Raw genomic sequence first — 26016 nt, 5'->3', positions numbered from 1 at the left:
CGGACCGCAGAGTGAGAAAATGTACCCTGCGGTTCGCTTTTTTTGTTATTTTATGGCATTTTCGCTGTCAAACTGCAGCCTGCTTGTAACGGTTCACAGGTAGAAATTTTCTGAACTGAAAATTCCGTACGATACAGTAAGGGATGATTTACACGAATCGGAAATGATGATACAATCATAGAAATAGTACAGAGTATTGAGGTGGAAAAATGGCAGGGAAAAAACGAAACAGCAGCTTTGAAATACTGACAGCCATGCAGGACTTAAACACCCCGGCGGGAGCACTCCAGCTGGCGCAGATCCTGCATCTTCCGTCCGCCAGCATCGGGCGGGAGCTTCTGGAGCTGGAGAAAGCAGGGCTGCTTGTCAAGGTGCAGAACAAGGGGCGGATCCTGACGCCGCAGGGCGAACGCTTTCTGGAAGAAGAACGGTCACGCCGGGAGAAGATGAAGGCGGCGAATGAGCTTATTGAGGCGGCATCGATGGAGACAAAAAGCGGGCTGGAGGATATTCTTTTGGTGCGGAAACTCCTGGAGGGATATGCGGCGGAGGTGTGTGCGGAGCGGATTGATCCGAAGGAATTGCAGAAATTAAAAGATCTGCAGGCAGACTATCTCTATGCAATCCGCCATGGAAGGGCGGGGAGCGAGGAAGATCTGGCGTTCCATTTGAAGATCGCGCATCTCTCAGGCAGTCCGTCTATCCTGCGGATGTTAAAGCTCATCCTGACCGACCAGGACGCTTATGCGCGCTTCAACCAGGCAGCAGTCCGCTCTGACGAAGTCCGGGAAAATGAACACGAAAGCCTTCTGGCAGCGATTGAAGCCGGAGACGGGGCACTGGCGCGCCGGGAGATGGAGCGGCATCTGGAGCATGTAGGGGAGAACCTGCAGGCGTATTTTGCGGGGAGAAAGTAGGATTTGTACGGATTATAAATTAAGAAAAAATTTATGCAAATCACATCTTCGATGCGGAATTTGTATGTGCATGAATTCTGTTCTTAAATATGCTTGCGTTATCTGAAATAAAAAATAATGGTCTGCAGAATAAAATTTAAAACAGAAAAAGAAAATGAAAAAAAGATACTTAAAAATGTGAGGATTTATAGCGGATAAATAACAGGTATTCATGTTTGATTATGAATTGAAAAGATATGAAATTCATATAAATGAAGTTAAAGTGAACAAAATTCACATTCAAACAAATGAAAATGAAAAATTATGAAAGCGTGTGGATCGTTATTTTTTTAAAAAATACTCGATCAAATAGTAGAAAGGAAGAATACAAATCTTCAAATAATACAACATTTGAACGGAAGTTATGCTGAAAGTCTGTAAGTAAACAGATATTACAAGGGTAAAATAGCATGTTGAAAATCCCGTATTGAGGTAAAATAAGGGGCGAACAAGTGTCCTGTCGATGTAAAAATTTCAAAATTATGAAAAATGAGATTGACTTTCGATGAAAAGCAGAGTACCATAGAGGTATCAAAACCAAAATAGAAACAATCTGTTTTTCGAGCCGAAATTGCTAAGCGGGAAACCGTATGCAGTCAGGCCAATGGGTACATCTGGAAATGGAAGTGCCTTCCGCATTTGAAAAGAAAGAGAGATTCGCTTTACATCGATGGATACGGGAAGCTGTCAGGCTTCTTGTATAGATAGGGTATATATGTGCTGGCAGATAGGTATAGATATAGGTGTATCCATATCTATAGGTGCAGATGTATATACAAACTCGGATACGTTAGGCGGTACTGTCTTTTCAGAGGCGGTGCCGCTTTTCTTTTTGTGTTTCTAAGAACAGGAGGTGCGGATGGAGCCGGATATTAAAAAACTGAACCAGCTGCTTTTATCGGGAAGCTGCTGCAGTCAGGCACTTGTATCACTGGGACTTACCCTTAAGGGCGAGGAGAACCCGAGCCTTCTGAAGGCATCTGCATCACTTTGCCTGGGAGTCAGAAGCGGGCTGACCTGCGGAGCTTTGACCGGTGCGGCGATGATGATGGCGCTCTTTGAGCCGGAAGCGGCATACAGCGAGATGATACCGGAACTGGCAGACTGGTTTCAGGAAAACTATGGTGAAATCTATGGAGGAAGTGATTGCCGTTCGATTTTAGGAGATAACATGGCCAACAAGGCACTTCGGTGTCCCCAGGTGGTAGAGAATACCTACCGCAAGGCCAGAGAACTTCTGGAAGACTATGGCGTGGATCTGGCGGATCTGGCAGAGATGCTGGAAAACGCGGATGACTAAGGAATCGTAAGTATTAGGTATGATGCGGAAGGATAGTCGGAAGCATCAGGGCTCTATTTATTTTAAAGAAGGAGGACGAAACAGAATGAAATTAAGAAAAATGATGTTGAACATCAACGGTGTGGATCGTATGTTTATGTGCGATCCGGAAAACGATAAACTGTCAGATGTTCTGCGCCGGATCGGTCTGACCGGTGTTAAGGTTGGATGTGGAACCGGTGTCTGCGGTTCATGTTCCATCATTCTGAACGGACAGGTAATCCGTTCCTGTACCAAGAAAATCAGCCAGGTAGAAGAGTATTCCAAGATTACCACCATCGAGGGTATCGGTACTCCGCAGCATCTGCATCCGTTACAGGTTGCATGGATGAACTGCGGTGCTGTACAGTGTGGTTTCTGTGTACCGGGCTTCATCGTTTCCGCATATGCTTTGTTAGAGCAGAACCCGGATCCGACCCGTGAAGAGGTTCGTGACTGGTTCCAGAAGACAAGAAACGTATGCCGTTGTACCGGATACAAACAGATCGTAGATGCAGTTATGGCTGCAGCTAAGGTTATGCGTGGCGAGTGCAGCATCGAAGATATCAAGTTCCACAATCCGGAAGATGGCAACTACTACGGAAAACCGGTTGTTCGTCAGGATGCACTTGGTAAAGTTTGTGGCCTGACCGACTACGGCGATGATCAGGCGCTTAAGATGCCGCAGGGCGTTTTATATGCAGCTATCGTTCAGCCGAAGGTTACCCATCATGCAAAGATTCTGGCTATCCATACTGAGGAAGCTGAGAAGATGCCGGGCGTTGTTAAGGTTATCACAGCAAAAGATCTTATCGCAGCAGGCGGAACTAACATCATGGCTGAGGGTCAGTTCCATGAGAGAAGTACTGTTATGACACCATCCCGTAAAGTTCTTCAGGATGAGAAGATCTATCGTTACGGTGATGTTATCGCTATGGTAGTAGCTCATACACATCGTCAGGCTCGTGCAGCAGCCGCTAAGGTTACGATGGAATACGAGCAGCTGCCAGAGTATCTGACATATCTGGATGCAGTTATGCCGGATGCTATCCGTATCCATGAGGATACTCCGAACATCTTCTGCGAGCAGCCGGTATTAAAGGGAGCAGGTCTGGAAGATGCAGAAGAGGTAAGAGACTTAATCGACAAAGCACCGCATGTAGTAGAAGGAAGCTTCTCCTCCTCCCGTGAGCCGCATCTTTCCATCGAGGGTTGTGTACTTCAGTCTTATTGGGGCGATGATGGCCTGCTGACCATTCAGTGTAAATCCCAGTGTGTATACTCCTCGATCGGACGTCTGGGTAACTGCCTTGGTGTACCGAAGGATAAATACCGTATCATCATGAACCCGACCGGCGCAAGCTTTGGATGGTCTACTAACGCAGGCGATATCGCACTGTGTGCAGCTTGTACCGTAGTCACCGGCGAGCCGGTATCCCTGTCCATGTCCTATGAAGAGCATCAGCACTTCAGCGGCAAACGCTGCCCGGCATACTCCAATGGCCGTCTGGCATGTGATAACGAAGGTAAGATCCTGGCTGCTGAGTTTGATATCGGTATGGACCACGGCGCTTACTCCTGGGGCGGTGACGACGTTATGACCAAACCGGCACGTTTCACCTTCTTCCCGTACAATGTACCGAACGTAGCAGGTCTGGTTCGTGTAGCCAACGTAAACCATGCATTTGGTACTGCTTACAGAAGCTACGGTTCTCCGCAGGCATATACACTCAGCGAGCCGCTGATGGATATGATGGCAGAAGAACTGGGCATGGATCCGTTCGAGTTCCGTTATAAGAATATCTGCCGTGAAGGCGATAAGAATATCAACAGCTATGTATATCCGCAGTATCCGATGGAGAAGATCATGGATACCATGCGTCCAATCTATGAGAAGGCAGTGGCTGATGCGAAAGCAGCTGACACACCGGAGAAGAGAAGAGGCGTTGGTATCGCATGGGGCGGCTTCAACGTTACTGAGGGCGGCGGCGACAGCGCTGAGGTTGCTCTTGAGCTTATGCCGGGCAACAAGATCCGCAAATACGACACATGGCATGCAATGGGCCAGGGTGCTACAACCGGTTCTCTGGTAGTAACACTGGAAGCTCTGAAAGAAATGCATCTGACACCAGAAGATATCCAGCTGATTCAGAATGATACCAAGACCTGTCCGGATACCGGTATGGCTGGTGCCAGCCGTTCCCTGTACATGGATGGTAATGCAACCATCATCGCAGCTAACAAGCTTCTGGCAGCTATGAGAAAAGAAGATGGTACCCTTCGTACCTATGATGAGATGAAGGCAGAAGGCATCGAGACCAAGTATCTTGGCCGTTACGAGACCAACACAACTCCGGGTCTGTGCCGTCTGGATCCGAATACCGGTATCGGCGACCCGACTCCGGCATTCACATACTGCCTGAACCTGGCAGAGGTTGAGGTTGATACTAAGACCGGTAAGACTACCGTTCTGAAATTCACCTGTGTTGACTTCGTTGGACGTATCGGTAATATCGATGCTGTTAACGGTCAGGCATACAGCGGTATCATGCATGGTATCGGCTTCGCCCTGAAAGAGGACTACGCAGACGTTAAGAAACATGCGAACATGTTTGGCGCTGGTACTTCCTACATCAAGGATGTTCCGGATGATATCAACCTGATTCATATCGATGGCGCTATCTCTGATGGTCCGTTCGGTTCTTCAGGTGCTTCTGAGGCATTCCAGGCATCTGGTCACTGTGCAGTTCTGAATGGTATCTACAATGCCTGCGGCGTACGTATCCATGAGATCCCGGCACTTCCGGAGAAGGTAAAAGCTGGTCTGGATGCAATCGCAAAGGGCGAGAAACCGTACGAGCCGAAGAAGTACTTCCTTGGTTCCGATATGTATGAGGAACTGGAGAACATCAAAGAGAATCCGGTACAGGTAGGAACCCAGAGCTTCTACGTATCCCTGGATGATCCGACGGCAGAGCGTCCGTTCTAATCCGATTCGGAAGAGGAATGCGTGGCTGCACATGAAGCGGGCAGCTGCGGCAAGGCGTATCGCGTGATTGTAAATAAGAATTAAATAAAAGCTGCTGCGAACCTGCAGAATCTATGTTTAGAGAGGTAGGTTTTGCAGCGGCTTTTTTGTAATTATGGTATATAATAAAAAGTATTAAAAGTTGGCTCTTAGAATTTTTACTTATCGATGGAGGACGGGATAAATGATTCTGGGAGAGGATAAATGGTTACTGTTCACGGGTAGGCACTTTTGGAACCGAAAGTGCCGTAAGAAAACGTGGTGGCAGCAGGAATTTGCCGTATTTAAATGCGAAGCCACGGCAAATTTCGTTACTGGGCACGTATGCGTGAACAGTAACGATAAATGCAGGAGAAAAGAAGGGAGGTCCGCCCTGTGAGCTATTTGGAAGATTTTGAGAAGACGCTGGCGGAGAAATGCCATCAGAACGAGCCGCCGTTCTGCCAGGCAGCCTGTCCGTTCCGGCTGGATATCAAGGGGCTGGAAGAAAAGTGGAAAAAGGGCCGTTTCAACGCGGCGTACCGGACCTATCAGAATACGGTGGGATTTCCGGATATTGTGTCGAAGCTGTGTAGCCATCCGTGCGAGAAGGCATGTCTGCGTGCGAAGCTGGACGGGGGAATCGCGATCGGGCTTTTAGAGCGGGCGACTGTCGAGTACGCGAAGCGGAAGGCACCGAATGCGTATAACCTGCCGTCGAAAGGAAAAAAGATCGCGATCGTCGGAGGCGGTCTTTCGGGGCTTGGCTGTGCACTGCGTCTCTGCAATAAAAAGTACGAGGTAACGGTTTATGAGCGGGAAATGGTTCTGGGCGGTCAGGCGAGAAACCAGATGGATCCGGCGGAATTTGATGCGGAGATCGAGGCACAGTTCCAGTTTGAGGAATTTTCACGCCATCTCGGTGAAACGGTAACGGATCTGGAGGCACTCCGGGCGGACTATGATGCTGTGTATGTGGCAACTGGGGCAGATGGCGCGGACTTTGGTCTGGAAATGGACCCGGACGGTGCATTTGCAACCCGGACACCGGGCGTTTTCATTGGAGGTTCCCTGACAGGCGGCGACAGCATGAAGGCGCTGGCAGATGGGCTGGCGGTTTCGCTTGCGATCGAACGGTATCTGAAAACGGGCGGCATGAATGAGCCATTTCGAAAGGAAGGGACACTTTTAAAGCTTCAAACGAATGGGATCGAGCGTGCCGATCGGGTGGTTCCGGCAAACGGGGAATCGTATACGGAGGAAGAGGCGATGCAGGAGATCACGCGCTGCCAGAAGTGTTCGTGTGATGCCTGTATGCGTGCCTGTGATCTGATGCGCCTGCATGAGAAAACACCGCGCCGTTTGTATGAAGAGGTTTACATAACAATCCATCCCGGTACGTTATCGCGCGATGGTACGTGGGCGACCAGACTGATCAGCACCTGCGACCACTGCGGGCTTTGCAAGGAAGTCTGTCCGCAGCATATCGATTTCAGCCAGTTTCTGCTTGACAGTATGCGGGCAATGCAAAAAAAAGGCGCGATGCCGTGGCCATTCCACGATTTCTGGCTGCGTGACATGGCGTATGCCTCCGGAAAAGCGGGGCTTACGCGGAAACCGGAGAATGTTAAAAAGAGTTCCTATGCATTCTTTCCGGGATGTCAGCTCGCCGGTTCGGATCCGCGCTATGTGACGCGGACGTATGAGTGGCTGCGTTCCAAAAAGCCGGATGCGGCGATCTGGATGACCTGCTGCGGTGCGCCTGCCGAGTGGGCAGGCGAAGTGGACATCCACGCGGCACATCTGGAGGAAATGCGGCGGCAGTGGAGAGAGCTTGGCGAACCGACAGTGGTTTTAGCATGCCCGAACTGCCGGAAGATGTTTGAAGAATACCTGCCGGAGCTTCCGGTTGTCTTTCTGGCGGAAGTGATGGAAGAGTGGGGCGTGGAGAAAGATGCTGCTTTGGAACCGGACAATGCTGAAAAGGGTGAAATGGAAGCAGGAAGTACCCAGCAAGCGCAGCCGTATGCCTTGTTTGATCCCTGCGCCAGCCGCTATTACCCGGAATTGCAGGAGAGTGTGCGCCATCTGGCGGATGCGGCGGGGATTACGTGGGAAAATCTGCCGTATGACGGGAAAAAGGCGCGCTGCTGCGGATACGGCGGGCATATCGGGATTGCTTCTCCGAGCCACACAAGCTATATGACAACTTCCCGTGCAAAAGAGGAGGAACTGCCGTATGTGACCTACTGCGTCAACTGCCGGGAGTCCTTTGCCGGACAGGGCAAGGAGGCAGTTCATATCCTCGATCTGCTGTTTGGGTTAAATGGCGCGGGACGCCCGGCGGCGACGGTGACGGAGCGCTGGCACAACCGCCTGGCGGCGAAACGGGAACTGCTTAAGACGTACTGGAATGAGACGATCGAAGAGGAAACACATATGAAATTAGAAGTTGAGAAGGAGCTGGAACGCAAATTGTCAGCGGGTCAGATTTTGATCGAAGATATGGAGCAGGTCATTGAACACTGTGAGCGGGAAGATCGCGGTATTATCGACCCGGAGACAGGACATCGGATCGGGCATCTGAAGATCCAGCATATGACCTACTGGGCAGAGTACGAGGTGCTGCCGGACGGCGGTTATAAGCTCTGGAATGGCTACAGCCACCGCATGAATCTGGAAGGAGAGTGATGAGTATGCCGACGATCGATGGAGGCGGAAGAGATCAGCGGATCAAAGAGGCGTTGGAGAAAAAAGTCATCTGCCGCCGGTGTCAGGTGGAGATGGTGCCGAAATCCACATTTTTTGACTATCTGGGGCACAATTTCCACACCGAGATCCTGTGCTGCCCGAAGTGCGGCGAGGTATATCTGCCGGAAGCGCTGGTAAAAGGGCGTATGGCGGATGTGGAGAGAGAGCTGGAAGATAAGTAGATAGTAGATATAAGTATGATTCATGAGAGATGCTTTTGGATCTGAAAAGGATAGGTGAGACAGTCTGGCTGCGGGGATTTGCCATGTGTGAACATGAGAACACAGCCCATCTGCGGCTGGTTCATCATGGGAGAACTGTAATGAATTGAGATAAGGGGATGAAAGACAATGGTAATGAACGTACAGGACAGAGCCCTCCTGCCAGAAGAAATGCGCCATACATACAGTGTCTGCCCGGTTTGTTTAAAACGCATTCCGGCAAAGCGGGAAGAGCGGGACGAGCAGATATATCTGGTAAAAACCTGCCCGGATCACGGGACATTTTCCAGTGTAATCTGGAGAAATAAGCGCAAGTTTGCCGACTGGCGCGGGGAACGTCCGGCGGTGGGAGAAAATGAAAATCTAAATTGCCCGGCGGGCTGCGGTCTGTGTGCGGAGCACAGGCGCGCCACCTGCTGTACCCTGCTGGAGATCACAGCGCGGTGCAATATGAACTGTACCTTCTGTTTTGCGGAGCCGGACGGGGCGCAGGATCCGTCCTTAGACACGGTAAAACGCTGGATCGACGATCTGACGGAGCCGGGAAAGACACTTTTGCAGCTTTCCGGCGGGGAACCGACAGTGCGGGACGATCTGCCGGAGATCGTGGCGTATGCGAAGCAGGTTGGCTGTAAATATGTGCAGTTAAACAGCAACGGTCTGCGCCTGGCGGAGGACGAGGCGTTTGTAAAGCGTTTGGCGGATGCGGGACTTTCGTTTGTATTTATGCAGTTTGACGGCGTGGACGATGCCGTATATGAAAAACTGCGCCGCCGCCCGATGCTGGAAGTGAAAAAACGGGCGATCGAGCAGTGCGGCCGGTATGGAATCGGCGTGACGCTTGTTCCGGTCATTGTTCCGGGCGTCAATACGGAGCAGATCGGGGACATCATCCGGTTTGCCATTCAGCGGTCGCCGTATGTGCGCGGTGTGCATTTCCAGCCGGTCAGCTATTTTGGACGTATCCCGGAGCTTCCGGCGGATGATGACCGCTATACGCTGGATGAGCTTCTGGAGGCGGTTGTCAGCCAGAGCGGCGGTCTTATCAAAGAGGAACAGATCGCGCCATCCTGCTGCGATCACCCGATGTGTGGGTTCCACGGGGATTTCATCGTGATGCCTGGGGATAAATTGATGCCGCTGACAAATTATAGTGGAAAAACCGAGACAGAACCGGAGGGCGAAGGCTGCTGCTGCGGTCCGGATCCGGCGGAGAAGAACCGAGAATTTGTCGGACGCCGCTGGGAACGGCGCGATTTGGAAGAGACCTGCTGCTGCGGGGAAAAACAGCCGGAGAGTGAGGCTTGCTGTTGTGGAGAAAGTCAACCGGAAAAAGAAAGCTGCTGCTGCGATGCCAATGCAGATGCGTATCTGTTGGAGAAAGCACAGCCGGAACCAGGAAACTGTTGTTGTGGCGGAACTCAGCCCGAACCAGAATCCTGCTGCTGTGAAGAAGAGTCGGTTGACATAACAAATATGGAGGACTTCTTAAAGCGTGCAAAAAGCCATGGCTTCACGATCACATCTATGGCGTTTCAGGATGCCGGAAATCTCGATATCGAGCGCCTGCGCCAGTGCAGCCTGCATGTGTATAAAGACGGGAAGAAGATTCCGTTCTGTGCATACTACTTGTCTCCGATGGAAAGAGGCAGATAATAGAAGCGCAGAAAGGAGAGGTGCAAAAAATGGATACAAATGAGAGCAGTCTCTGCCGACCGGGCGGATTTGCGCTGACGAGGCAGATGTTCCAGTTTGCGGGAATTGAGATACCGGAGGCGGGAGCGGCAGAGACGGAGTCTACAGACCCTGTAGTGCCGCTTCGCGTCATCGACATCGGCTGCGGAACCGGCGGCACGATGCGATGGCTTTCTGAGCATTTCCCAGACTGGCAGATTTCCGGCTTGGATAAGAATCCGGATGTGCATGAACCTGGCTGGATAGAGACTGGATGTGCGGAGAAACTGCCATATCCAGATCAGACGGCGGATATCATTCTGATGGAATGCAGTTGTTCCAAGGCTGCGGAACCGGCGGCGGCGCTCCGGGAGGCGTACCGGGTGTTAAAACCGGAAGGATGGCTTTTGATGAGCGATATGTATGCCCGGAAGAAAGAGCTTTTCTTAGACGGGATGCTGGGACGGCTGGAGTCTGCTAAAACAATCCGTGACCGGCTGGCGGAGGCGGGATTTGTGCTTGCAAAGATGCAGGACGCGTCGGGAACATTGGCGGAGTGGATCGGGCAGCAGATCTTCGATGGAAATCTGGAATCCGTCTGCGCGGCGCTGGGGGCGGAACGGAAGATTTTAAAAGAAGCGGGCTGCGGTTATTTTATTGCAGCGGCGCAGCCGTCCGGGTTATGGCGGACACTTTCGTATGTAAAGGAGAAAAGTCCATTTTATCAGAAGAAATTTACATCCGTCTGGGGACAGCTTGGGGAAATGGCAGGTTCCGATGTACGGCTCGCGCCGGATTCGTTTTCATGGGCGGATTTCCGCACACTTCCCCTCACAACCCCGGAGGAACTGAAAGCGGAGCCGGAAACATTTTTATGTGTTCCAGCCAAGGAGATCGCGCGGATCATCACGCTGAAAACCTCCGGCAGTACAGGGGCACCGAAGCGCCTGTTTTTTACCGAAGATGATCTGATGCAGACGGCGGATTTCTTTGAAACAGGGATGCAGTACATGGTAAAGCCGGGCGATCGGGTCACGGTTTATATGGAAGGACCGGGATTTTTTTCGATTGGAGGACTTTTAAAAGAGGGATTGGGGCGCATCCGGGTGGAGACGAAGGTTCACGGACTGATTCACGATATGGAAGCGGCAGCGCGGGACGGCGAGGGGGCAGACTGCCTGATCGGTGTCCCAAGCCAGATGTATGCGCTGGCAGCCCATGCGCCGGGACTCCGCCCGAAAACAGTGCTCTTAAGTGCTGATTATGTGCCGGTCAGCGTGCAGCGTTTTTTGGAAAGAACCTGGAACTGCCGGGTCTTTACGCACTGGGGTATGACGGAAACTGGTTACGGCGGCGGCGTACAGTGTGGGGCGCGCGCGGGTTACCATATGCGGGACCGGGACCTTTTGATTGAGATTCTGGATCCGGAGACGGGACAGCCGGTTCCGGAAGGGCAATACGGCGAGCTGGTTCTGACAACGCTTCGGCGGCGGGGAATGCCGCTTGTGCGCTATCGGACCGGCGATCTGGGGCGGATGATTGCAGAACCGTGTGCCTGCGGATGTTTAAAGCCTAGACTTGATAAGGTTGAGGGACGGCTGGATGACAGCGTCCGGCTGTCCGGCGGCAAGGTGCTTTCCATGCACCTATTAGATGAGCTTTTATTTGCCCTGGATGAGGTGGAAGATTTTCAGGCATCTTACAATGCGGCGCAGAAGCATCTGACGGTGGCTGTTATGAAGAAAGCGGGTTATGCAGATACGGTAGGAAGCAGAGTGAAAAATGTCAAAGCAGCATTAACGGAATACTTTGGGAACTGCCTGACCGTCTCAGTGATAGAAAAAGAAATTTCCCCCTATATCGGTTCGGGAAAAAGGCGGCTAATCATCGAGGAAAAATGAAAAATGAGTGGTAAAATTCAATATCATGAAAAACTTGACGATAAGTTTTAATTGCAGTATCATAAAATTAAAAATAATCGAGAAATTTTGAAAAAAATCAGTAAAATTTGACAAGAACAAGGAGAAAAAAATGAACATAGCGATTGCATCAGAGACAGAGGAGATCGACGGACTGGTGCCGGCGACTTTTAAGGAGAGTCCGTTTTTGATGATTATTGACGCGGACAAGAACCAGATTTTCCATGTCTATGGAAAACAGGATCCGGACAATCTGGTATTTGCGAAGAAGGTGGTAGAACATGACTGTGAGGCAGTCATCTGCGGACCGATCGAGAAAGAACCGTTTGAGATACTGGTAAAGGCGGGCGTGACCCGTTATCTGGGAAGCGGGCATACGGTTCAGAAGGCATATAGCTATATGAACCGTTATAAACTGGAGCTGATCCGCGATTACATCGGCGGACCGGGACCATTTGGACACAGCCATGATTTCAGCTGCGAGTGTGGGGAAGAAGAGGAACACGAGCACTAGGAAAGGATAGAATGCGGACGATTTATATGATCCGGCATGGAAAGCCGGAATTTCCAGATGAACGGAAATATTGCATCGGGCGGACGGATCTGCCGCTTTCAGAGGAAGGGCGGACACAGATTCGGGCGCTGGGGGAGACATTTGCGGGACGCAGAATTGAAAAGATTTATACCAGCCCGTTAAAGCGCTGCCGGGAGTCAGCCGCGATCCTGCAGGAAGTGATTGACAGAAGTATTCCGATTGAGGTCGTAGATGGTCTGGCGGAGATTGACATGGGGGAATGGGATGGTCATTCCTTCGATGAAATCCGGGAACAGTTTCCAGCGGAGTATGTGGCACGAGGGGCAGATATGTACGATTTCCGACCGCCGCAGGGAGAGAGTTTTGCAGATTGTGCAGGGCGCGCCAGGACAACCTGGAATGAACTCCGGATGAAGAGCCGGGGCGATATTCTGGTAATCGGGCACGCGGGTTGGTTCCGGACACTGATCAGCGGCTGGGAGAAGCGGAAAAAGGCAGAACTTCTGCAGATTCCCTTTGGCTACGGACAGGTGTATGAAAGAAAGGATTATGTATTTGACGCCTTGATCTCGGCGGCGGGGCGATCCTCGCGGATGGGGGATTTCAAACCGCTCATGAAGCTCGGCGCCCAGACGGTTCTGGAACGTGAGATACAGACGCTGCGGGCGTGCGGCGTACATGAAATCACGATCATTACCGGACGCCGGGCGGAAGATATACGCGCGGCGGCTGCGGGACCGGGAATCCATTTCATCCACAATCCGGCGTATGCGGAGACGAAAATGTTTGATTCCGTCTGCCTGGGGCTTTCCTATTATGAGAAAAAGCGGAAAACGGCAGGAAAAGAGACGCTGGATGGCATTTTCTTTTTCCCGGTGGATGTGCCGCTGTTTACGCCATTTACGCTGGAATATGAAAAATACCGGTTTGCGGAGGGCGATTGGGATGTCTATCTCCCGGAGTATGAGAAAACACCGGGGCATCCGCTTCTGATCCGTGCAGATGTGATCGCAAAACTGCTGCAGCATGACGGGACGATGGGGCTTAAAGGTGCTTGTGAACAGCCGGGAATCCGCCGGATTTCCCTGGATGTGCCGGATCCGGGCTGCGCGTTTGATGCGGATACCCAGGAAGAGTTTCAGAAATTGCGTGACTGGGAGAGAAAACGACCTGTCCCGGACAAAGAGGAGTGTGAACGTCTGCTTGCATGGTTCCGCACGCCGGAGGCGACGGTGCGCCATAGCCGGGTGGTTGCGGAGCTGGCCGTGAAATTGGCAGATAGAGTTCTAAAGCATAGGGCGGAAACGTGTGTGGAGATGACATACAAAAGCCCCCCAATTGATAAATATAAAATCTACGCGGCGGCGCTTCTTCACGACATCGCCAAAGCATATCCCGAACATCCGGAAACAGGGGCGAGATGGCTGCGGCTTCTGGGACATACCGGGATCGCGGATATCGTTGCGGATCATATGGATCTGCCGGAAGAAAAGCTGGGATATCTGAATGAAAGCCTGATTGTGTACCTGGCGGACAAGCAGGTACAGGGAGAACGGCGTGTAACGATCGAAGAACGGTTTGCGGCAAAACGGGAGAAATTTAAGGATAACCCGGAGGCGCTGGAGGGCGTGGAACGGCGGTATCAGCTGGCAAAGCGTGCGGAGGCATTACTGTAAAAAGGAAAAGAGGAAAATCATATGAAATTAATGAAAACAACCGAGGCAGTCGGACAGGTACTCTGCCATGACATGACGCAGATTATTCCGGACGTGACGAAGGACGCCGTATTCCGCAAGGGACATATCGTGCGTGAGGAGGACATCCCGGTACTGCTTTCGATTGGAAAAGATCATATTTATGTCTGGGAAAAGGACGATACAAAATATCATGAGGACGAGGCGGCGGACATTCTGCGCGGCATCTGCCAGAATGAGTATATGCGTGCAACCGATCCGAAGGAAGGCAAGATTGAGCTGATTGCGGAGTCGGACGGTCTGTTTCAGGTCGATGAAGAACGCCTCTTAAAGGTCAACAGCCTGCCGGAGATGATGATCGCGACCCGCCGGACGAATTTCCCGGTAAAAAAAGGTGATAAGTTAGCCGGAACCCGTGTGATCCCGCTGGTAATTGAAAAAGAAAAAATGGAAGAGGCGAAGAAGGTAGCGGGTTCAGAGCCGCTGTTAAAGCTGCTTCCGTATAAAAATAAGAAAGCAGGCATTGTGACGACCGGAAATGAAGTGTTCTATGGACGGATTGAGGATAAATTTGGCCCGGTCATCCGGGAAAAGCTTCAGGAATTTGGTGTGGAAGTTCTGGGACAGAAGATTATAGGGGACAATCCGGATAAAATCACGGAGGCAATCCAGGAATGGCTGGATCAGGGCGCCGATTTTGTTGTCTGTACCGGCGGCATGAGCGTCGATCCGGATGATACGACACCGAGCGCGATCAAGCAGACCGGAGCGGAGGTTGTCTCCTACGGCGCGCCGGTACTTCCGGGAGCGATGTTCTTGTTGGCATATACGAAGGACGGAAAGCCGATCATGGGACTTCCGGGCTGCGTGATGTATGCGAAGAGGACCATCTTTGATCTGGTGCTGCCGCGTGTGATGGCAGATGTGCCAGTGACAAAAGCGGATCTGGCGAAAATGGGCGCAGGTGGTCTGTGCTTAAATTGTCCAACCTGTATTTTCCCGAACTGCGGTTTTGGTAAATAATCGAGCCAGAGAGAGGCGATGAGGCAGCAACCGCGATGGCACAACTGCGAAATGAGAAATGGATGGCTCATGCAGTATAAAAGAGAGGAAGTGCGTGATATGAATCTGTATGGGGAGATTCTGAAAAAACTGGAAGGGACGCCGTGTCTGGCGCTCGAGAGAAGCTTTGTGGGAGAAGAGGGAAATCTCACAGATATGCGCTGTGAACTGAAAGAAGGCGCAGAGGCGTCGGAGATTGGAAAAGAAGCCCTGACACAGGGGCAGCCGGTCTGTGGGCGCGCCGGAAGCAGTTGGAATGTGGCGGAACCATTTTTCCCGAAAGAGCGCCTGATTATTCTCGGAGGCGGCCATGTGGCTCTTCCAGTGGCAGAATTTGGCGCGCGCGTCGGATTCCTGGTAACTGTGGTGGACGACCGCCTTTCCTTCGCGAATCCGGGACGTTTCCCGATGGCAGAGAAGGTGATCTGTGATGACTTTGGGCATGCGATCAAAGAACTCAAGATTCAGGAGAGCGACTATATCTGTATCGTTACGCGCGGACACCGCCACGATGCGGACTGCCTGCGGATGATTGGAAAAGGAAAAGAACCGGCGTATCTCGGCATGATTGGTTCGAGACGCCGCGTCGGTATCGTGAAACAGGAGCTTCTGGAAGAAGGTTACGATCCAGAGCGGATGAGCCGTTTAAAGAGCCCGATCGGTTTAAAGATCGGCGGTGTGACACCGGAGGAGATCGCGATCTCGATTCTGGCGGAGATCATACAGGTAAAGCGCATGGATCGGGAAGACAAACGTGTGAAAAACCGTTCCGATCTGGATTTTGATGTGCTGAAACGCCTGGCAGAGGAGCCGGATGAGCCGAAAGCAGTGGTCACGGTGATTGAATCAAAGGGTTCCTCCCCGCGCGGGGCAGGCGCGAAGATGATTGTCTACCGGGACGGACGGATTCTCGGCAGCATCGGCGGCGGCTGCAGCGAGGCGGCCGTGCTGGGCGAGGCACGTTCTCTGATCGGAAGCGGCAGGTACAAAGTAGTTCATGTAGATCTGACCGGCGAGGCGGCGGAAGATGAAGGAATGGTCTGCGGCGGCATTATGGATGTGCTGGTGGAAGACTTTGCCACGGATCGGGAACCGTGTGACCGGTAAGGAAACCGAAGCACCGGTGTATTTGGATACAAAATTTCAAATAAATGAAAAATAAAAAGATAAAAATAAAATATATGAAAAATCATCATAATAATTTCACGAAAATAGACGGAAGGGTTTGGAAAGAACAACTGGAAAATTCATAAGAATAAAGGGAAAATGCAGAAAAAAGCCACGTTATTTTTTGGTGCACATAATGACCATGTGCATTCAATAAGAATCATTGTAAAGATTGACAAAAAAAGTGCCACGTGCTACTATTTGATTAGCAAATATCATTATAATTTTCCGAAAATAACGGAAGGGTAAAAACCACATTGCTATGGCGTAAGGAATCGAAACGAGGAGGATGCCGGAAACGTGTGCGTGAAATGAGGGAGAAACCAAGATATGAGAAAAACGTGGGCACTTGTAATGGCAGCAGCGATGGCGGCAGCATCCCTGACCGCATGTTCATCCAGCAAACCGGCTGAGACAGCAGCACCGGAAACGGAGGCAGAGGCAGCTGAGACAGAAGAGACCGAAGCAGAAGCAGAGGCAACCGGCGACCAGCAGGAGATTCTGGTAGCGGCAGCAGCTAGCCTTCAGTACGTTATGGAAGACAAGATTCAGCCGGCATTTGAGAAAGAGAATCCGGACATCAAGCTGAGCTTTACCTTTGACAGTTCAGGAAAGCTGCAGACCCAGATCGAAGAGGGCGCGGATGCAGACGTATTCTTCTCCGCAGCGATGAAGCAGATGAACGCGCTGGAGGACGAGGGACTGGTTGATGCAGATTCTGTCGTAGAGCTTCTGGAAAATAAGATCGCCCTGATCGTTCCGAAGGATTCCACACTGGGAATTACCGGTTTTGAGGATATCACAAAGGCAGAGAAGATTGCACTCGGCGATCCGGAGAGTGTTCCGGTTGGACAGTACGCCAAGGAAGCCTTTGAGAACCTGGGTATGTGGGATGATGTAGAGGCTAAGACAAGCTTTGGTACCAACGTAACCGAGGTTTTAAGCTGGGTAGCAGCCGGAAGCGCAGATGCAGGTATCGTATACCTGACCGATGCAACCACCAGCGATCAGTTTGACCAGGTAAAGGTTATCGGATATGCACCGGAAGGAAGCGTATCGAAGGTTATCTATCCGGTTGGTGTTGTAAGCGCAAGCACAAAGAAAGATGCAGCACAGAAGTTTGTAGATTATCTGGGAACCGATGATGCGCTCTCCTTCTTTGCGGAGTATGGCTTCACAGCAAATAAATAAGCCGGGAGCGATGACTGTCTGGGATATGCAGCCGACTGTGTGAATAGAAAGCAGGACAGCGAAGGACAGACAGTGAACCATGTATGGAATAAAATCCGCCGCAGAATGCAGGGTCCGTTGAAAACCAGGTGTTCTGCGGCAGTTTTTATCTCAGTCGAGAAGACTCCCACCTCTTTAGGTGGCGAATAATAGCAAATTTGTCTCAGTGGGAGTTGGGTCTCACGGACGTTCGACTTGATTCATAGGAAAGGAGGGGAAGAAAGATGGACTGGTCTCCGATATGGATATCGATGAAAACAGCAACGCTGTCGATCATTATTACGTTTTTTCTGGGAGTCTGGATGGCGCGGCTGGTGGTATCGGCACGCTCTGAGAAAGTGAAAATGGTGCTGGACGGCATCCTGACGCTTCCGATGGTCCTGCCGCCGACGGTAGCAGGCTTCTTCCTGCTGATGATTTTTGGTGTAAAACGACCGCTCGGACAGCTGTTTCTGGAATTGTTTGGCGTCAAGATTGTATTTTCATGGGTGGCAACGGTGATCGCGGCGGTGGCGATCTCATTTCCGCTTATGTACCGGGCAGCGCGCGGCGCGTTTGAACAGGTCGATGTGACGCTTATCTATGCGGCTCGGACGCTGGGATTTTCCGAAAGCCGCATTTTCTGGAGGGTGATTCTGCCGTCGGCGATGCCGGGCGTCCTCAGCGGCGCGATCCTTGCCTTTGCGAGAGGACTGGGCGAGTTCGGTGCGACCGCGATGCTGGCGGGCAATATCGCCGGAAAGACGCAGACACTGCCGCTTGCCATCTATTCACAGGTGGCGGCTGGAAAAATGTCGATGGCATACCAGTATGTGTGGATCATCGTGGTGATTTCCTTCCTGGTCGTCGTGCTGATGAATGTGCTGTCGCGGCGGGATATGCGCGGAAGCAGCAATCATAAAAAGAAAGATAACAGTGTGGAAGCGGGCGGTCAGGATGCAAAGGTTTCGGTGGAACTGTTTGCGGACAGGGAAGCGGATGCACAGAAGGGAGGCGCGCGATGAGCCTGCAGGCGGCAATCAAAAAGAGATTTTCCGGCTTTTCGCTGGACGTATCACTTAACACCGATGGCGGCGTCATGGGCATTCTCGGCGCCTCCGGAAGCGGCAAGAGCATGACGCTCAAGTGTATCGCCGGAATTGAGACGCCGGACGAAGGGCGGATCGTGTTAAACGGCAGGGTGCTCTTTGATTCGGAAAAGCGCATCAACCTGCCGCCGCAGAAGCGGAAAGTCGGTTATTTATTCCAAAATTATGCATTGTTTCCGAATATGACCGTAGAAACCAACATTGCAGCGGGGCTTTCGGGCAGCAAGGAGGAAAAACAGGAGGCAGTTGCCCGCATGATCCGTCTCTTTAAATTAGAAGGGCTTGAAAAAAGGTATCCGTCCCAGCTTTCCGGCGGACAGCAGCAGCGTGTGGCGCTGGCGCGCATTCTCGTCTATGAGCCGGATGTGATCATGCTGGATGAACCATTTTCGGCGCTTGATTATTATCTGAAGGAACAACTGCAGTTCCAGGTGCGCGAGGTACTCCGCGGGTACACGGGCGATGTGCTGATGGTCAGCCACAGCCGGGACGAGGTCTATCGGTTCTGCGAGAAGAGCATCATCTTAAACCGCGGACAGGTGGCGATGAAGGGAGAGACGCGGGCGATTTTCCAGAAACCGGAAAATGTCACTGCGGCACGCCTGACAGGCTGTAAAAACTTTAGCCGGATCCGGCGGATCGGCGAATATGAGGTGGAGGCGCTCGACTGGGGACTCACGTTTCAGACCGAAGAAGCAGTTGCCGCGGAGCATGCCTATATCGGCATCCGGGCGCATCAGTTTTATCCGGCGCGCGGCAGTGCGAATGAATTTACGTGCGAGTGGGGGGACACACTCTGCCAGCCATTTGAGTGGGATGTTTTGCTGCGTCCGGTGGAAAATGCAGGGGCAGCGGGTGACAAAGAAAATGCACTGGAACGCGAGGTGATCTGGTGGAAGGTAGACTATAAGCAGAGTGATTCACTAAACCAGTATCAGCGCGGAGACCGCGTCCGGCTGGGAATTGCACCGGGAGATATCATGCTTTTAAAAGAAGGTTAGAATGATAGAAAAGGGGATATGTATGGCAGATGGGAAAACAGGCGCGATCATCCTGGCGGCAGGGCGGTCGGCGCACATGGAAGAATTAAAGCCGATGCTTCGGATGGGGCAGACCACGATGATACAGAGGGAGATCGACACGATCCGGCAGGCGGGGATCTCGCCGATCGTCGTCGTGACCGGGTATCAGGCAGATGTGCTGGAACGTCATATTTCACACCGCGGTGCGGTCTGTATCCGAAACAAGCGGTATGAGACATCGCAGATGTACGGCTCAATCTGCATGGGACTGCGCCATATCCAGAAAAAAGCCGATCGGGTGCTGTTGTTCCCTGCCGACGTGCCGATGATCACGGCGGACACAATCGAGAAGATGGCGCAGGCGCCCGGAAGCATGGCAGTACCAGTCTGTCAAGGAAAAAAAGGACACCCGGTCATGTTGTCGAAGGAAGTGTTTGGACATATCTTAACGTACCGGGGCGGAAAAGGACTCCGCGGCGCAATGGATGCGTGGGGCGAAGGTGTCCGGGAGATCGAGGTTGAAGATCCGGGTGTTTTACTGGACACCAACACGAAAATGGACTACGAATCGCTGCTTGCCTACGAAAAAGACAGGCAGAAGCGCGGGGAGCTGGCATTTCGGGCGTCGATTTCGCTGAGCCGCGAGGAAGAATGCTTCAGCGCGCTGACGGCGGATTTTCTGGAGGCAGTTGCTGAGAGCGGTTCAATGCTCGGTGCCTGTCAGATTCGGGATATTTCCTACAGCAAGGGCTGGAAAATGCTCAAGATCGCGGAGGCGCAGCTGGGAATCCAGTTTTTAGAGCGTCAGACGGGCGGAAGCAAGGGCGGATTTTCTGTGCTGACGCCGGAGGGAAAGGCGTTTTTAGAAAAATTTCGCCGGATGGAAGCAGCAGTGCAGGCGGCAGCAGAAGCAGCATTTGAGAAAATCTTTCTGAAGTCGGAAGAAGAGGAAAAGGAGGATACAGATGGAAGAGAAATTAACGCATTTTGATGAAAAGGGAAATGCGATCATGGTAGATGTAACGGAAAAGAAGATTACCAGCCGGACGGCGACGGCATCCGGCAAGATTCACGTCAATGAAGCTGTCATGAAGGCGGTTCTGGAGGGAACGGTTGCCAAGGGCGATGTGTTGGGGGTGGCGCGCGTGGCGGGAATCATGGCGGTGAAGCAGACCGCACACCTGATCCCGATGTGCCACACACTTCTCATCACGAAATGCAGCGTGGATTTTGAGGTGGATGAAAAAGAGCTGACGATCAAGGCACTTTGTACTGCTAAGCTGGAAGGAAAGACCGGCGTCGAGATGGAGGCGCTGACCGGTGTCAGCGTGGCGCTTCTGACCATTTATGATATGTGCAAGGCGATCGACAAGCGGATGGAGATCGGAGAGATACATCTCGATGCAAAATCGGGAGGAAAGAGCGGGGAATTTGTGCGATGATAGACGGATACGGCAGAACGATCGACTACGTCCGGATCTCCGTGACCGATCGATGCAACCTGCGCTGTGTGTACTGTATGCCGGAGGAAGGCGTCGGCAGCATTTCCCATGAAGAGATCCTGCGGTTTGGTGAGATCGAGAGGGTCTGCCAGATTCTGGCAGAGAACGGCATTCAGAAAATCAAGCTGACCGGAGGCGAACCGCTGGTGCGCCGGAGACTGCCGGAGTTAGCAGCAGCGTTAAAACGGATTCCGGGAATCAAGAGCCTGACGATCACGACGAACGGTGTTTTATTAGAAGAAATGTACGATGCGCTGGCGGACGCGGGGGTTGATTCAGTCACGATCAGCCTGGATACGTTGGATGCGTCGGTGTACCGGCAGCTCACACGCCGGGATGAGATCGAAGCGGTCAGACGCGGCCTTCGGACGGCGATCCAGAAAGGCAGGATGCAGATCAAGATAAATTGTGTGCCGGTGCTTGGGATCGAGGAGCAAAAGCTTTTAGAGGTGGCGGAACTGGCGAAAAACCATAACGTGCACGTGCGTTTCATCGAAATGATGCCGATCGGCATGGGAACGCAGTTTGCCTTTGTGAAAGAAGATGCATTGAAGCATGCGCTGGAAGAGGCATTTGGAACCTTTACCCCGTGTGGGGACGTGGCAGGAAATGGCCCGTGCCATTATTTCGCAGTCCCTGGCTTTCAGGGGCGGATCGGTTTTATCAGCGCGGTCAGCCATAAATTCTGTTCCGAATGCAATCGGATCCGGCTGACATCAGAAGGATTCTTGAAGACCTGTCTCCAGTATGACAATGGGGTAGAATTAAAGACCATTCTGCGCGGCGGCGGTACCGATGAAGACCTGCGCCGCGCGATCGGACAGGCGCTTGCGGAAAAGCCGAAGGGACATAGTTTTGAGAAAAAGACGGAATTTACGGATCGGGAACACCGGGGAATGTCCCAGATAGGCGGATAAGCAGGGTGTTTGTGAGGATTATGATTATGGTTTCTGCGGTGAAAGTGTGAGCCGGCGGAATGTTACAAGTGAAATATCGTATATGAAATATGAAATCGGAAAATTTGTGGATAAAGAAAAGGAGAAACAATCATGGGAAAAGTAATCGCAACGTGTACCAGTGAAATCAAAGGTGTTCAGAAGAAAAATGTCCATCAGGTCTGTCTTATCGAGGACTATGGAATCGAGGGTGACGCCCATGCGGGCAAATGGCACCGTCAGGTCAGCCTTCTTTCATATGATCGGATTCAGGAATTCCGCGCGCGCGGCGCGAAGGTCGAGGACGGCGCGTTCGGTGAAAATCTGGTCGTGGAAGGAATCGATTTCAAGACGCTCCCGATCGGGACAAAATTTAAATGCAACGATGTCGTGCTGGAATTGACACAGATCGGAAAAGAATGCCACCATGGATGCGCGATCTTCCAGGCAATGGGCGATTGCATCATGCCGCGCGAGGGCGTATTTACGAAGGTGCTGCACGGCGGCGTGATCAAAGAAGGAGATAATCTGGAGATTCTGGAAGAAGCGTAGGAAAGAGATCAAAGAGAGGTGGGAAACCAATGAGAGCAGCAATTATTACATCCAGTGACTCTGGGTACGCGGGAAAACGGGAGGATGTGAGTGGTCCGGTAATCGCAGAAATGGTGAGAGAGGCTGGTTATGAGGTGGTCTGGCAGAAGGTGCTGCCGGACGACCAGACGATGTTGGAAGAGGCGATGAAGGAGATCTGCGATGAGGGAAAGGCCGATCTGCTCTTAACAACGGGCGGAACGGGATTTTCTCCGCGCGACGTGATGCCGGAGGCGACGCTGGCGGTCGCGGAACGGATGGTTCCGGGTATCCCGGAGGCGATGCGGGCATACAGCTTACAATTTACAAAGCGGACGATGTTAAGCCGAGCGGCAAGCGGGATCCGCAAACGCACGCTGATCGTCAACCTGCCGGGCAGTCCGAAGGCGGTGCGGGAGTGTCTGGAATACATTCTGCCGCAGCTGGATCATGGATTAAAAATCCTTTTGGGGCTTGATGGGGAGTGTGCTAGAAAGTAGGGAAAGCAGCAAAAACGAAGATGGAAAAACAGATATAATATATAAGACGATGTATGCTAATAGCGAGGACTCTCAAGTCCTCGCTATTTCAACGATGGTCAGCTTATTTGGGGCAGAATGGAATGACCACAAGAAATCTACTCCATTCAGTCATGAATGTTCAGTTCAGGAATTACTTACTCGATGCGGAGCATCCGATAGCCGATTCCGATGTGTGTTTGTATGTATTGCTGCCCGTCTTTTCCGCGTTCCAGCTTTTTGCGCAGGGTTGCCATGAACACCCGCAGAGAAGCGATATCGTTTTCCCAACTGCTGCCCCAAATCTGCTGCGTGATATAGGTGTGTGTCAGAACCTTACCAACATTTTTGGAGAGCAGGCACAGCAGCTTGTATTCGATGGGTGTCAGGTGCAGCTCTGTGCCGTCAAGATATGCGCAGCCTGCCGCATAGTCGATTTTCAGCGCACCATTCGTAAAAATCGGAGAATCCTGCACGGAGTCTGTTTTCATCATCGACAGTCTCCGCTGCGTCACCCGCAGTCGTGCCAACAGTTCGTCCACGGAAAAAGGCTTCGTTAGATAATCATCCGCCCCAGCATCCAGCGCCCCGATTTTATCGGAATCCTCTGTTCTGGCGCTGATCACAATGATCGGCATATTCGACCACGACCGGATTTTTTGGATGACTTCCACACCGTCCATATCCGGCAGCCCCAGATCAAGCAGTACAATGTCCGGGTTGTGAGACAGCGCTTCCATCACGGCACTTGCGCCGTTTTGCGCCGAAAGATATCTATATTCGTGAGTTTTTAGTGTCATCGTTATTAAATTTCGCACCGGGGTATCATCTTCTACAACGAGGATGAGCGGCTTATTCATTTAAGTTCACCTCACTAAGTGGTATTGTAAAGGAAAAGATGCAGCCATGCGGCGAATTGTCTTTCAACGTCATTTCACCATGATGTGCATGAACAATAGTTTGACAGAGCGTAAGTCCTAGTCCAAGACTTCGGCGGCTGTCGCCAATTGGATTGCCCCCAGTAAAGAACATTTCAAAAACACGTTCCTTCAGTTCATTCGGAATACCGGGACCGTTATCGCTGACACATATTTCAGCCATATTTTCTCGCGGGATTGCCGTGATCCGGATGTTCGAGCCAACTGGAGTATATTTGACTGCGTTATTCACCAGATTGATGAGCACCTGCATGATGAGTCCTGCGTCCATCCGTGCCAGCAACAGTACGTCTCCGCAATCTACTGCGATGTGATGTTCTGCCGCTCTTCGGTCAATATGCCTGAGTGCTTCCGATATGATGTCATCCACGACCTGATCAGAAAGGTGCAGCTTTACGCTGCCGTCTACAATTTTCGTAATGGAAAGCAAGTTCTCAACCAGTCCCGTCAGCCATTGTGCATCGTCATAAATGTCCGTAAAAATTTGTTTCCGTGTCTGCTCATCCAACACGTCATAGCTGTGCAGCAGCGTATCTGCGTTGCCGGAAATCGAGGTCAGTGGTGTCCTGAGATCATGAGAAATCGAACGCAAAAGATTGGCGCGAAGCTGTTCGTTCTTTGCAAGAACGGCAGCTTCTTCCTTTTCTCTGGCGTTTCGCAGGTTATCCAGCGCCAGAGAGCACTCGCCGAGGATGGAGAACAGAACGCTGGATGTAAATGCGTCAGGCTGCGTTTGCTTTTCCATCGGAATCCCGACAACACCGTAAATCTGCTGCCCGGTACGGATGGCAAGATACAGCCGTTTTGCTTTTGGAAAGTTTTGCGTCGTTGCTCCGGCGCGCTTGCGGTTTTGCCAGACCCATTGAACCACGTTCTGTTCCCGGTCGGTATCTGGGATGCTGTATGGACTACTTCCGTCAGCCGGATAAATGTTCCCATCCAGCAGAGCGTTGCCCTGTGCCGGGTAAATCAGAACGTCTCGCTGCATGAGCTTTTGTATCTGCGTCGCGGTCATCCGATAGACCTCCTCCGGCGTTTCCGCTTTTTGGAGCTGTCTGTTCATATCAAAAAGGAGCTTCGTGCGATAAGCGTCCCGTGCGGATAGCTGTGCGTGGGCTTTGAGCTTGGCCGCAAGTGTACTTGTCAAAAGTGCAGCCGCGAACATGACGGCAAAGGTTATCGGGTATTTGCTGCCATAGGCTGCCAAAGACAGCTGGGGCTCCGTCAGAAAATAATTGAACAGGAGAACACTCAAAAAAGCGGACAGCACACCGCAGGTATATCCGCTGGTAAAAGTGGAAGTCAGAAGCACACCCAGCAGGTAAACCATGATGATATTGTCATTTGCAAAGCTGAGCCGCAGAAAAATCCATCCGATGACCGTCGTAACTGCCAGAATTCCGATGGTCAGAAGTAGTTCCCGGGCGGTCGGAAACGCCGGGCGGATAGTAAGCGGCTGATTTCTGCGGCAGTTCTTATAGGCTTCCACATCCGGAATAATATAAATATCTACCTCCGGTGCAAGCGTAATGAGCTGTTCTGTCAGCGTCGATTCGCTCCAGAAATGCCGCCGCTGTACGCCGCTTCGCCCAATCACAATTTTGGTCACATCAGAGAGCCGCACATATTCCGCGATCTGTGTCGCCACATCTTCACCATGCGTTGTGACAATTTCTGCGCCAAGCTGCTGCCCCAGACGCATATTCGCCTGCAAGCGGACGGTATCTTCCGCGTTCATATCAGCGTCTCCGGGGGTCTGCACGTAAAGTGCGGTAAGACTGGCGCAAAATGCCTGTGCCATTTTCCCTGCCATTCGTACAATGCGTTCATTGGATGGAGACGAGGACAGGCACACAAGAATATGCTCTTTTGGCATTTCGCTTCCTTTATTCTGCACATTTTCACCCCC

At 51.8% G+C, this 26016-nt stretch carries 21 protein-coding genes and 1 riboswitch; of the genes, 19 read left to right on the top strand and 2 right to left on the bottom strand.

The features are described 5' to 3' along the window. Window positions 1-209: 209 nt before the first annotated feature. The 19 genes from DWZ45_RS10125 to DWZ45_RS10030 all read left to right on the top strand — a co-directional run bounded on the left by DWZ45_RS10125 (window position 210) and on the right by DWZ45_RS10030 (window position 23151). Window positions 210-917 carry an FCD domain-containing protein gene (locus DWZ45_RS10125; protein ID WP_118468962.1) on the top strand — a complete coding sequence of 236 codons (708 nt, stop codon included), beginning with the start codon at window positions 210-212 and terminating at the stop codon, window positions 915-917. A 585-nt stretch (window positions 918-1502) separates the two neighbouring features. Then, window positions 1503-1622, top strand: a riboswitch (molybdenum cofactor riboswitch). Window positions 1623-1815: 193 nt separating this feature from the next. After that, the gene (locus tag DWZ45_RS10120) at window positions 1816-2256 is read left to right on the top strand and encodes a DVU_1555 family C-GCAxxG-C-C protein (RefSeq protein WP_118468960.1); all 441 of its coding nucleotides are present in this window, start codon (window positions 1816-1818) and stop codon (window positions 2254-2256) included. Between the two features lie 85 nt (window positions 2257-2341). After that, entirely contained in the window at window positions 2342-5263 is a 2922-nt protein-coding gene (locus tag DWZ45_RS10115; RefSeq protein WP_022359117.1) for a molybdopterin cofactor-binding domain-containing protein, read from the top strand. 414 nt (window positions 5264-5677) lie between these two features. Continuing rightward, on the top strand, window positions 5678-7972 hold the full coding sequence (locus tag DWZ45_RS10105) for a pyridine nucleotide-disulfide oxidoreductase/dicluster-binding protein (RefSeq protein WP_182426661.1): 2295 nt from the start codon (window positions 5678-5680) through the stop codon (window positions 7970-7972). Between the two features lie 5 nt (window positions 7973-7977). Beyond that, a complete protein-coding gene (locus DWZ45_RS10100) occupies window positions 7978-8214 on the top strand; it encodes a DVU_1557 family redox protein (protein WP_022360474.1) in 237 nt (78 codons plus the stop codon). 168 nt (window positions 8215-8382) lie between these two features. Beyond that, window positions 8383-9909, top strand: coding sequence for a radical SAM (seleno)protein TrsS (trsS, locus tag DWZ45_RS10095; protein ID WP_207663862.1), 1527 nt, complete (start codon window positions 8383-8385; stop codon window positions 9907-9909). Between the two features lie 29 nt (window positions 9910-9938). Next, window positions 9939-11828 carry a DVU_1553 family AMP-dependent CoA ligase gene (locus DWZ45_RS10090; RefSeq protein ID WP_118468954.1) on the top strand — a complete coding sequence of 630 codons (1890 nt, stop codon included), beginning with the start codon at window positions 9939-9941 and terminating at the stop codon, window positions 11826-11828. Between the two features lie 130 nt (window positions 11829-11958). Then, a complete protein-coding gene (locus DWZ45_RS10085; RefSeq protein WP_022360477.1) occupies window positions 11959-12360 on the top strand; it encodes a NifB/NifX family molybdenum-iron cluster-binding protein in 402 nt (133 codons plus the stop codon). An 11-nt stretch (window positions 12361-12371) separates the two neighbouring features. Further along, on the top strand, window positions 12372-14057 hold the full coding sequence (locus DWZ45_RS10080; RefSeq protein WP_118468952.1) for a DVU_1551 family NTP transferase: 1686 nt from the start codon (window positions 12372-12374) through the stop codon (window positions 14055-14057). 21 nt (window positions 14058-14078) lie between these two features. Continuing rightward, complete coding sequence (locus tag DWZ45_RS10075) at window positions 14079-15098, top strand: molybdopterin-binding protein (RefSeq protein ID WP_118468950.1); 1020 nt, start codon at window positions 14079-14081, stop codon at window positions 15096-15098. A 69-nt stretch (window positions 15099-15167) separates the two neighbouring features. Further along, window positions 15168-16244 (top strand): XdhC/CoxI family protein, encoded by a 1077-nt coding sequence (locus DWZ45_RS10070; RefSeq protein WP_182426660.1) that lies wholly within the window; start codon window positions 15168-15170, stop codon window positions 16242-16244. A gap of 390 nt (window positions 16245-16634) precedes the next feature. After that, complete coding sequence (gene modA, locus DWZ45_RS10065) at window positions 16635-17495, top strand: molybdate ABC transporter substrate-binding protein (protein ID WP_118468947.1); 861 nt, start codon at window positions 16635-16637, stop codon at window positions 17493-17495. 263 nt (window positions 17496-17758) lie between these two features. After that, window positions 17759-18538: a molybdate ABC transporter permease subunit gene (gene modB / locus DWZ45_RS10060; protein ID WP_118468945.1), complete on the top strand. Its 780-nt coding sequence runs from the start codon at window positions 17759-17761 to the stop codon at window positions 18536-18538. Further along, the gene (locus tag DWZ45_RS10055) at window positions 18535-19623 is read left to right on the top strand and encodes a sulfate/molybdate ABC transporter ATP-binding protein (protein WP_118468943.1); all 1089 of its coding nucleotides are present in this window, start codon (window positions 18535-18537) and stop codon (window positions 19621-19623) included. Before modB ends, DWZ45_RS10055 begins: the two co-directional genes overlap by 4 nt. Window positions 19624-19645: 22 nt before the next feature. After that, window positions 19646-20635, top strand: a complete 990-nt coding sequence (locus DWZ45_RS10050) for an NTP transferase domain-containing protein (RefSeq protein WP_182426659.1) — start codon at window positions 19646-19648, stop codon at window positions 20633-20635. After that, the gene (gene moaC, locus DWZ45_RS10045; RefSeq protein ID WP_022360485.1) at window positions 20610-21086 is read left to right on the top strand and encodes a cyclic pyranopterin monophosphate synthase MoaC; all 477 of its coding nucleotides are present in this window, start codon (window positions 20610-20612) and stop codon (window positions 21084-21086) included. Before DWZ45_RS10050 ends, moaC begins: the two co-directional genes overlap by 26 nt. Continuing rightward, window positions 21083-22063 carry a GTP 3',8-cyclase MoaA gene (moaA, locus tag DWZ45_RS10040; protein WP_118468939.1) on the top strand — a complete coding sequence of 327 codons (981 nt, stop codon included), beginning with the start codon at window positions 21083-21085 and terminating at the stop codon, window positions 22061-22063. The genes moaC and moaA overlap by 4 nt, the downstream gene beginning before the upstream one ends. Before the next feature lie 132 nt (window positions 22064-22195). Continuing rightward, window positions 22196-22633 (top strand): MOSC domain-containing protein, encoded by a 438-nt coding sequence (locus tag DWZ45_RS10035; protein WP_022360487.1) that lies wholly within the window; start codon window positions 22196-22198, stop codon window positions 22631-22633. A gap of 29 nt (window positions 22634-22662) precedes the next feature. Further along, window positions 22663-23151 carry a MogA/MoaB family molybdenum cofactor biosynthesis protein gene (locus DWZ45_RS10030; RefSeq protein WP_118468937.1) on the top strand — a complete coding sequence of 163 codons (489 nt, stop codon included), beginning with the start codon at window positions 22663-22665 and terminating at the stop codon, window positions 23149-23151. 176 nt (window positions 23152-23327) lie between these two features. On the opposite strand, the gene DWZ45_RS10025 is transcribed toward DWZ45_RS10030, so the two are convergent. Both DWZ45_RS10025 and DWZ45_RS10020 read right to left on the bottom strand, forming a co-directional pair. Beyond that, the gene (locus DWZ45_RS10025; RefSeq protein WP_022360489.1) at window positions 23328-24029 is read right to left on the bottom strand and encodes a response regulator transcription factor; all 702 of its coding nucleotides are present in this window, start codon (window positions 24027-24029) and stop codon (window positions 23328-23330) included. Next, on the bottom strand, window positions 24022-26004 hold the full coding sequence (locus tag DWZ45_RS10020) for a DUF4118 domain-containing protein (protein WP_243023470.1): 1983 nt from the start codon (window positions 26002-26004) through the stop codon (window positions 24022-24024). Before DWZ45_RS10020 ends, DWZ45_RS10025 begins: the two co-directional genes overlap by 8 nt. Between the last annotated feature and the right edge of the window lie 12 nt (window positions 26005-26016).

This window comes from Clostridium sp. AF32-7AC (assembly GCF_003477925.1).
GTDB classification, from domain to species: Bacteria; Bacillota; Clostridia; order Lachnospirales; family Lachnospiraceae; genus Otoolea; species Otoolea fessa.
The sequence above is the reverse complement of the archived record's forward strand: the minus strand, read 5'-3'. Positions and strand labels throughout refer to the sequence as shown.